At 64.2% G+C, this 2475-nt stretch carries 3 protein-coding genes; all 3 read left to right on the top strand.

What is annotated here, in order from left to right:
* Positions 1–943, top strand: a 943-nt coding sequence (locus HMPREF9538_RS01405) for an ABC transporter substrate-binding protein (RefSeq protein ID WP_009486387.1), incomplete at its 5' end; no start/stop codon positions are given.
* 11 nt (positions 944–954) lie between these two features.
* Positions 955–2373 carry an amidohydrolase family protein gene (locus tag HMPREF9538_RS01400; protein ID WP_020316851.1) on the top strand — a complete coding sequence of 473 codons (1419 nt, stop codon included), beginning with the start codon at positions 955–957 and terminating at the stop codon, positions 2371–2373.
* Between the two features lie 20 nt (positions 2374–2393).
* A partial coding sequence (locus tag HMPREF9538_RS33460; RefSeq protein WP_416352777.1) for a hypothetical protein occupies positions 2394–2475 on the top strand: 82 nt, incomplete at its 3' end.

Genomic DNA, 2475 nt, shown 5'->3' on the forward strand with positions numbered 1-2475 from the left:
GAGGCCCCTCGGCGGTGTCTCGCTGGCCGTTCAGGCCGAGGAGAAAATCGTTCTGCTGACCTCCTGGTACGCCCAGGCGGAACAGGGGGGGTATTATCAGGCTCAGGCCACCGGGCTGTACAAAAAATACGGTCTCGATGTCGAGATCCGCTCCGGCGGACCGCAGGTCAACGGCATGCAGTTGCTGTTGTCGAAGCGGGCCGATGTGATCATCGGTTACGACCTGCAGCTGCTGGAAGGCATTCAGCGCGGCTTCCAGGCAAAGGCCATTGCCGCGCCCTTTCAGTACGATCCCCAGGGGCTGCTGACCCATGCCGATGTCACCTCCCTGCAGGGGCTAAAAGACAAAACCCTGCTGGTCTCCAGCTCCGGTCAGGCGACGTGGTGGCCGTGGCTGAAGGCGCAATACCAGCTGAGCGACGCGCAGGTTCGCCCCTATACCTTCAATATTCAACCCTTTGTCGTCGATGACGCTGTCGCCCAGCAGGCCTATGTCAGCTCCGAGGTGTTCCAGGTGCAGAAGGCCGGAGTGAAGGCGAACTTCTTCCTCTTTTCCGAGCACGGCTATCCCCCCTACGGCGGCATCCTTATCGCCCGCCCGGAAACCATCGCCGAGCGTAAAGCGGCGATGGCGAAGTTTGTCCGCGCCTCAATGGAGGGCTGGGTGAGCTATCTCAAGGATCCGGCGCCGGGCAATGCGTTGATTAAGCAGGACAACCCGAAAATGACCGACGATCTGCTCGCCTGGGGCGTGACCCAGATCCGTGAGCATCACCTGATCGACGGCGGGGATGCCGCCAGCCAGGGCTGGGGGACGATGACCGACGCGCGCTGGCAGAAGACCCGCGACTTTATGGTCAGCGCCGGTTTGCTGGCGGCGGCCACCGACTGGAAACAGGCCTACACTACTGAATTTGTTCAGGCCATGCAGGTTAAACCCTGAGGAGCAACGCCATGTCATTAATGATTAAAAATGCCCATGCCATCCTCAGCGGTCTGCCCGGAGAGGCGGCGCGGCTGGCCGGGCCGGATATTCGCATCCGCGACGGCAGGATTGCGGCCATCGGCAGCCTGACGCCGCTGCCGGAAGAGCGACTGATCGATGCCCGCGACTGCGTGATCTATCCGGCGTGGGTGAACACGCACCACCATCTTTTTCAGTCGCTGCTGAAGGGCGAGCCGCAGGGGCTGAACCAGAGCCTGACGGCCTGGCTGAGCGCCACGCCGTACCGCTTTCGCGCGGCTTTCGATGAACATACCTTTCGTCTGGCGGTGCGCATTGGCCTGGTGGAGCTTCTGCGCTCGGGCTGCGCCAGCGTGGCGGATCACAACTACCTGTACTGGCCGGATATGCCTTTCGATACCTCGGAGATTGTCTTCAGCGAAGGGGAAGCGCTGGGGATGCGCATCGTCCTGTGCCGGGGTGGGGCGACCCAGGGCCGGGCGGTGGAACAGGATCTGCCGGTGGCGCTGCGTCCGGAAACCTTCGACGGCTATATGGCGGATGTCGAACGGCTGGTCAGCCGCTATCACGACCCCCGGCCCGAGTCTCTGCGCCGGGTGGTGATGGCGCCCACTACCGTCCTGCACTCCGCGCCGGGCGCCCAGCTGCGGGAGATGGCGAAGCTGGCCCGCCAGCTGGGGATCCGGTTGCACAGCCATTTATCGGAAACCGTCGATTATCTCGACGCCGCGCGGCAGAAATTCGCCATGACGCCGGTGCAGTTCTGCGCGGAACACGACTGGCTGGGAAATGACGTGTGGTTTGCCCATCTGGTGAAGCTGCTGCCGGAGGAGATTGCCCTGCTGGGCCTTACCGGAACCGGCATCGCCCACTGCCCGCAAAGCAACGGCCGGCTGGGCAGCGGCATCGCCGATCTGCTGGCGTTAGAGCAGGCCGGGGTCCCGGTCTCGCTGGGGGTGGACGGCGCCGCCTCGAATGAAGCGGCGGATATGCAAAGCGAAGCCCATGCCGCATGGCTGCTGCAGCGCGCGCGCAAGGGGATGCTGGCGCAGCCGCGCTACGCCGGGGGGACCTTTGAGGGTGGGGCCGATGCGGCCACGGTGGAGGATGTAGTGCGCTGGGGCAGCGCCGGCGGGGCGCAGATCCTCGGCTTAGCGCAGAGCGGCACCCTGCAGGTCGGCATGCAGGCGGACCTTGCCATTTACCGGCTGGACGATCCGCGCTACTTCGGCCTGCACGATATGGCCATTGGGCCGGTGGCCTGCGGTGGGCGCGCCGCGCTAAAGGCGCTGCTGCTCAATGGCCGCCCCATCGTGGAAGACGACGCCATTCCCGGTCTCGACCTTGACGCGATGCGCCACGACGCGCTGGCGGCCGTCCGTACCCTCCAACAGCGCGCCGCTGTTTAACTGATAACAGGATAATGACGATGAACGCAACCACCCAGAATCAACGCTATGCCTTACAGGAACTGGAAAAAGAGGCGCTGATGGGCGCCGAGGGGGGAGAGG

It is taken from the genome of Klebsiella sp. MS 92-3, assembly GCF_000195655.1.
Classification (GTDB): domain Bacteria; phylum Pseudomonadota; class Gammaproteobacteria; order Enterobacterales; family Enterobacteriaceae; genus Klebsiella; species Klebsiella pneumoniae.

Coding starts and splice junctions, on each gene's coding strand:
- HMPREF9538_RS01400 (WP_020316851.1), top strand. CDS start 955: ATGTCATTAATGATTAAAAATGCCCATGCCATCCTCAGCGGTCTGCCC.